The organism is Candidatus Korarchaeota archaeon NZ13-K (assembly GCA_003344655.1).
Lineage (GTDB): Archaea > Korarchaeota > Korarchaeia > Korarchaeales > Korarchaeaceae > Korarchaeum.
In genome coordinates this window covers 1-5,408 of sequence record MAIU01000075.1, presented here as the reverse complement: position 1 = coordinate 5,408, position 5,408 = coordinate 1, and the positions used below count along the sequence as shown (strand labels likewise).

At 54.4% G+C, this 5,408-nt stretch carries 9 protein-coding genes and 1 tRNA gene; 6 read left to right on the top strand and 4 right to left on the bottom strand.

The features are described from left to right. Together BA066_06530 and BA066_06525 are read right to left on the bottom strand one after the other, a co-directional pair. Positions 1-364: hypothetical protein (locus BA066_06530; GenBank protein ID RDD53046.1), on the bottom strand; the 364-nt coding region annotated here is incomplete at its 3' end. Between the two features lie 72 nt (positions 365-436). After that, complete coding sequence (locus BA066_06525; protein RDD53045.1) at positions 437-1,435, bottom strand: hypothetical protein; 999 nt, start codon at positions 1,433-1,435, stop codon at positions 437-439. A 102-nt stretch (positions 1,436-1,537) separates the two neighbouring features. Between BA066_06525 and BA066_06520 the strand changes: the two genes are divergently transcribed. Continuing rightward, positions 1,538-2,668, top strand: coding sequence for a hypothetical protein (locus BA066_06520; GenBank protein RDD53044.1), 1,131 nt, complete (start codon positions 1,538-1,540; stop codon positions 2,666-2,668). Here the strand turns inward: BA066_06520 and BA066_06515 are convergent. Beyond that, the gene (locus BA066_06515; protein RDD53043.1) at positions 2,658-3,044 is read right to left on the bottom strand and encodes a hypothetical protein; all 387 of its coding nucleotides are present in this window, start codon (positions 3,042-3,044) and stop codon (positions 2,658-2,660) included. The genes BA066_06520 and BA066_06515 overlap by 11 nt on opposite strands. A gap of 209 nt (positions 3,045-3,253) precedes the next feature. Here BA066_06515 and BA066_06510 point away from each other — a divergent pair. After that, a tRNA-Val gene (locus tag BA066_06510) sits at positions 3,254-3,329 on the top strand. Positions 3,330-3,345: 16 nt separating this feature from the next. Then, the gene (locus BA066_06505; GenBank protein ID RDD53042.1) at positions 3,346-3,627 is read left to right on the top strand and encodes a hypothetical protein; all 282 of its coding nucleotides are present in this window, start codon (positions 3,346-3,348) and stop codon (positions 3,625-3,627) included. Here the strand turns inward: BA066_06505 and BA066_06500 are convergent. After that, positions 3,617-3,898 carry a hypothetical protein gene (locus BA066_06500; protein RDD53041.1) on the bottom strand — a complete coding sequence of 94 codons (282 nt, stop codon included), beginning with the start codon at positions 3,896-3,898 and terminating at the stop codon, positions 3,617-3,619. The genes BA066_06505 and BA066_06500 overlap by 11 nt on opposite strands. 38 nt (positions 3,899-3,936) lie before the next feature. On the opposite strand from BA066_06500, the gene BA066_06495 reads away from it, so the two are divergent. From BA066_06495 to BA066_06485, 3 genes are all read left to right on the top strand, one after another. Then, positions 3,937-4,296: a hypothetical protein gene (locus BA066_06495; GenBank protein RDD53040.1), complete on the top strand. Its 360-nt coding sequence runs from the start codon at positions 3,937-3,939 to the stop codon at positions 4,294-4,296. A gap of 71 nt (positions 4,297-4,367) precedes the next feature. Then, positions 4,368-5,024 carry a hypothetical protein gene (locus BA066_06490; GenBank protein RDD53039.1) on the top strand — a complete coding sequence of 219 codons (657 nt, stop codon included), beginning with the start codon at positions 4,368-4,370 and terminating at the stop codon, positions 5,022-5,024. Positions 5,025-5,148: 124 nt separating this feature from the next. Continuing rightward, positions 5,149-5,408, top strand: a 260-nt coding sequence (locus tag BA066_06485) for a hypothetical protein (protein ID RDD53038.1), incomplete at its 3' end; no start/stop codon positions are given.

Genomic DNA, 5,408 nt, shown 5'->3' with positions numbered 1-5,408 from the left:
TGGAGAGGGCCCTCTCCAAGACGAGGACCATTTCCTCGTACGAGAGACCCCTCTCCGGGATTCCAGGGATCAAGGACGATGCCACCTTCTGGAGTATCGATGAGGGGGTTCTGTAGGTCCTGCAATTCACGTGGACGACCTCCAAGCCCCTCATGCGTTCACCCAACCTCCTCGTTGAGAGCCTCGCGACGGAGGTCTTCCCTATCCCAGGCTCGCCCTTGAGCAGTATGAGACCCTCGCTAAGGTCTTCTCCGGAGGAGAGCGTGCTAATGAGGAGCTCGACCTCCCTCTCCCTGTGGGGAAGCCTGGGCGGCGTGTAAGAGTCCGAGAACATCCTCGGGTCTCTCACTATGGGTATGCTCACACCCAAGTCGGCTCCGGATGAAAAATAATTCCGTTGCGGTGCTGCGGAGTGAGAGGGGGGTGCGTGAAAGTATTACCTCCTCCCGCGGATCAGGTAGAAGGCGACCTCAGCTATCACAACCAGCGCTGAGGCAATGAGGACGACGGTATCAAAGCTCATCGGAAGCTTTGGTATCTCGCTCGCTAGCCTCAGGGCATAGCTCATGTTGCTGCCCACATCATAAGGGGCCCTCGTGGAGAACTTGTAGAAGAGGTCGAAGAGCTCCCTCGCCTTCTCCTTCCCTCCCTCGTCCAGGGGTATGAGGGCCTGTCTCCTTATGTCCGCTATGCTGCTCCTCAGGGACTTGAGCATCTCCTTCTCCTCCTCAGTCAGGCTGACGACCCCTATGTGAAACCATCCGCCGTAGCCCGCGGTTCCCCTTGTGTCGACCACCGGGTTCCTTATCAACCAGGAGGCCACCACCCTGATGCCGTCTGTTGAGTTGACCGTGTATATGGAATTAGGGGTCGGCCTGATGAGGGCTATCACGTAATCCCTGGGCAATACGACGGTCACGTTGAGGAGGTCCACCTCTCTGATGTATATCCTCGAGAGATTGCATAGGTCCTCCCTGGTTGAATAAATGATGCCCTTTCTCCCATCGCTGCTCACCTTCGGGGCTCCCCTCCTCGCATACAAATCGGCAATCAGGGTCAGGCTCACCCTCTTGGTGTAATTGGCCTCCCTCTCCCTCGAGATCTTCGCCTCCATCTTGCTGGGGTAGAGCTCAAAGTCCCCCGCTATGAAGGGACCTTCAACACTTCTGTTGACATACTCGAGGAATCCTCTGGTGTAATTGGCCTCCCCTCCCGGGTATTTTGACAGCAAACTCTCAATGTCGTTCGCCATCATCCCGTACCAGCTGTAGTTCAGGATGAGCGTGGCCCTGGACTCGCTCTGGAAGAAAAGAGTGAGCTCCGTGAGTATGTAGTATGGCTTTTCGGAGAGTATGTCGGCTGAAGCGTACCCCTGGGGAATTGACATCAGTAGGACCGCCGAGAGCACCACAATGATCCTTCCGATGCCCTTCATCGAAGTCACCCTCTCCTCTAGACGTATAACATTTTTACCGGGGAGGAAGAGTATATAAAGCCGATACATCCCCTAAGGCTCGGGGAAGGAGAGGGTAAACGGATGCCCGACGAAGGTGACATGAGGGTAATAGAGGCGGGCTACCTGAGGTGGATGCTGAGGGCAAACCCCTTCGCCTACCTCAGTAGCGAGAGCTTGGAGGAGGTTAAGGAGGTCCACGTGGATACTGATGTCGATGAGAGACTGGCCAGGCTCCTCGAGGACGTCATCAGCGGTGAGAACAAGAGGATGATCTTCCTGGTCGGAGAGTTCGGGACCGGGAAGACGCACAGACTGAGGCTGATAGGTGAGGTCTTCGAGAACGCCTCCACGTTCTACGTCAAGATAGATGTTGACGATTACCTTACGGCCATCCAGAGGATAGCCAGCGTGGTCAAGGGCAACTTCCCCATCAAGGTCATCAGGAGGAGGCTCCCGGAGGATCCTGAGGTCCTTATAGATCTGATAAAGGAGGAGCTCAACAGCTATGAGGTCTCAATACTCTTGCTGGATGAAGTGGAGAACGTCGTGATATTCGGGAACAGGAGGGATGCGGAGCTCTTCTCCAAGGCGGTGTCCAAGATATTCCAGGGTCTCAAGGGGGGTAAGGCGATAGTGATAGGGTGCATCCCTCCCGCCTACGATGTCATGAAGAGGCTGATGGAGGCGCCTCATGATAAGATCGAGATGAGGAAGCTTAGTCCCGTGGAGGCGAGTCGCATCCTGAAGAAGAGGCTGGATTATTACAGGGAGATGCTAAACAGGGAGGCGAGGGACCTGGGAATAGAAGAGCCCTTCAGCGAGGATCTGGTGATCAAGATGAATGAGATGGCTGAGGGAAATCCGAGGAAGCTAATGAAGCTGGCCAGAAACGTTTTAGCCATGTTGATCAAGGAGTTCAAGGAGAGCGGGAAGCTGAGCAAGGAGAAAGTGCTTCAGATAGTGAAGTCAGCTGATGAGGGGAAGGAAGCACCCCCCGAGGGAGATCACAGAGGTGAGGTGGTCTTAGAGGGCATGAAGCCCGAGTTCGCCATTCTGAGGCAGAAATTCCCACCCGGCACCTCATTCTCTCTGATAGAGGCCTCCAAGGTTTGGGGGATCAGACTGACGCAGGCGAACGCTCTCATCGGCGAGCTCCTGAGGGAGGGCCTAATCTATAAGACGGAATCGGGAAGGTACTCCTTCAGGAGTTAGCGCCTCTGGAGGATCTACCCTCCTTACTCAGGTTCCTCAGCACAGATCTCCAGAGTTCGAATGTCTCCTTGAGTTCCAGCTCATCGAAGGGTTCATCGTAAGAGAACTCCTGGAGAGCCTTGAGCATGTTCGAAAGATCGGAGCTATCGTAAGAGATCAGCTTCTCCAGGATGTCCCCCTCTCCTCGCTCACCCTTCTCTATCTCCCAGAGGAGCGTGAGCAGATGCCTCTTCAGGAGGGGATCATCCAGGCCAGATACCTTCTCAGTCAAAACTTCTATTTCATCCTTCCCCACGTTCTCCCCAGCTCTCAGCTTCCTGATGATCTCCGCCAGATTTGATGCTACCTCCTCCATCGTATCTTCCCTCAAGGGCATCCCCGCCTCCCGTGTAAAATCTTTATATTTCTAATGCCCCCGCTCCGGACCAGGGGGATGAGGTAAAAGGCCCACCGATCTCATGAGGGAGGATCTTGAGTACCGACCCTCCGCATCGGTGCTGGCCGGGGGAAGAGATCTCGCGGGCTCCCAGGGACTCCCTCCGGTGAGGGCATGAAAAGTTTTATTTAGTGATCCCCCCTAAACTGGGGCCGGTGGTCTAGAGGCTATGACGCCGCCTTGACGAGGCGGAGGCCGTGGGTTCGAGTCCCACCCGGCCCACCAAAATCGTGGTGGGAGGATGGCGAGATACTCGATCGCTAGACTCGCTAACAAACCGGTGATAACTGATCAGGGGCTGCTGCTCGGAGAGGTCACGGACTTGGTCGTGGACGAGATATCCGGGAAGGTCCTCTCACTCATAGTGAGGAGCAACAGGGGCGCGGCTGATGCGCTACTCCAGAAACTCAAGAAGGACAGGAAGGGAAATGTGTTGATCCCTTACTCCACGGTGAAGTACATAAGGGAGATGATAGTGATAGATGAGAGGCTGCTCAAGGTTTACATAGCCACTAAAAGCTAGCCTCATCCGGGCCTCGCTCAGAAACTAGCTTCCTGTACAGGAAGTTCGAGAGGTCCTCCGATAGACTTGTCAGAGCGATCTTGAACCTGAGCCTGGGATCAGCCCTCTGGGGATCCGGAATGTTGGCCCTATCGGGCATTCCCATCTCCTCATAGATCTCCCTCATGGCCTCTGAGAACTCCTCCATCAGTTCCTTGCTCAGGTCACCCGAGAGAGCCCTCCTGGCTAGGGACCTGAGCCTCAGGTTGATCTCAAGTATCCTATCGAGCACATCACATGTACCCGATCCATTTTTATCTTCCAAGTGACTTGGGGAGCATAGGTGAAAGTTACGTGGTGAGGGTGAGGCTAAACTCCATCAGGAAGGATCCAATATTCGACATAGATGTGCTGGAGCTTTCCGCGTTGGACGGATCCTTTGACCTCACCCTGGAGTTCCCCAGGGGGCTGCTGAGGCTCTCGGAGGGGAGCGAAGCTGAGGTGAGCCTGAGCGAGGAGGAAGGGGATGGAGACATCCTGATGAAGGGCATAGTTTACAAGGTGGATGAGTCCTCCAAGGTGGCCGAGGTGTCCTTCCATGGGCTCCTCCTGAGGATCACCTACTCCAAGAAACCCCCCTTCTCGCTGAGCCAGGGAAGCGAGGTTTACTTGGCCATGAAATTTCTGTGAGATGGTAAATTTATGAAACTTTTTTATCACTTCTTTGGAGGAAAATATTAATATTTCAGGAGTTCAGCGCCATGATGATGGAGACGCCCCGGCAGGTGGAGCCCGAGGATCTCGAGCTCTCGGGGGATTTCGAGAACCACTGGAGGCTCCCACAGAGGGTGCACCCATCGGTGAGGAGGATAGCTGAGTCCCTAGGGATACCTAGGGATGTGGAGTTAACGGCCAGCGGTCTCCTGATGCATTACAGGTCTCTCACTGGGAGGAGGGCGTCCACCTCATTGATCCTGGCTTCCGTGATACTAGCCAGCAGGTTTCACGGGGTACCGATAACGATAAGATCCGTGGAGGAGCTGGATGCAGTCTCCTCCAAGGCATTGATGAGGGCCCTCTGGGAGCTGAGGAGGGTGAGCAGGCGCGAGGACCTCTGGGACTCCTACTTGAATTACGTGATAGGGAACTTGACTAGGTCCCTGAATCTCGGAAGGAATCAGCACATTGTTAGGGACAGGCTTTGGCTCAGGGCTAAGAGGGAGCTAGTCAGGATCATTAGGGAGAGAAGGGAGGAGGTTTTGGGAAAGAATCCACTCGGTCTAGTGGCCGTTGCGACATATTTGGCGGCTAAGAGGTGCGGCCTGAGGGGCGTATCATTGGACTTGCTCTCCAGGTGCTCCGGCCTGCACAGGAACACGATATACAGGCTTCACAGGAGGATCCAGCATGGAAGATGAGGAGCTTCGATTCGAGATAGAGACCATCAGGAATCAGATAGAGTACCTGTTCTTCAAGTTAGATGAGATCATCAGGAGGCTGAAGAGGATCGAGGAGAGGATGCCAGATCTATAGGGTGATCCCTTGGAGAGGGATCTCTCGGGAATAGCGATAGCGATCCTCCTCCCCCTGGCCCTCATCCTGTCCAACAGGACCAGGATAGAAGGACTCCTGAGGTTTATCTCCCAATTTTCAATCAGTCTAATGTTGTTGCTCGCCCTATTCATACTGCTCTTCCTTTACCTTTGGGGCTACGATCTCAGGAGACTCTTCCCGGCGAGAGGGAGTAGGGCCGCTGCGCTCGTTAGGATCAACATTTACGATAAAAATACTAACATAAATAT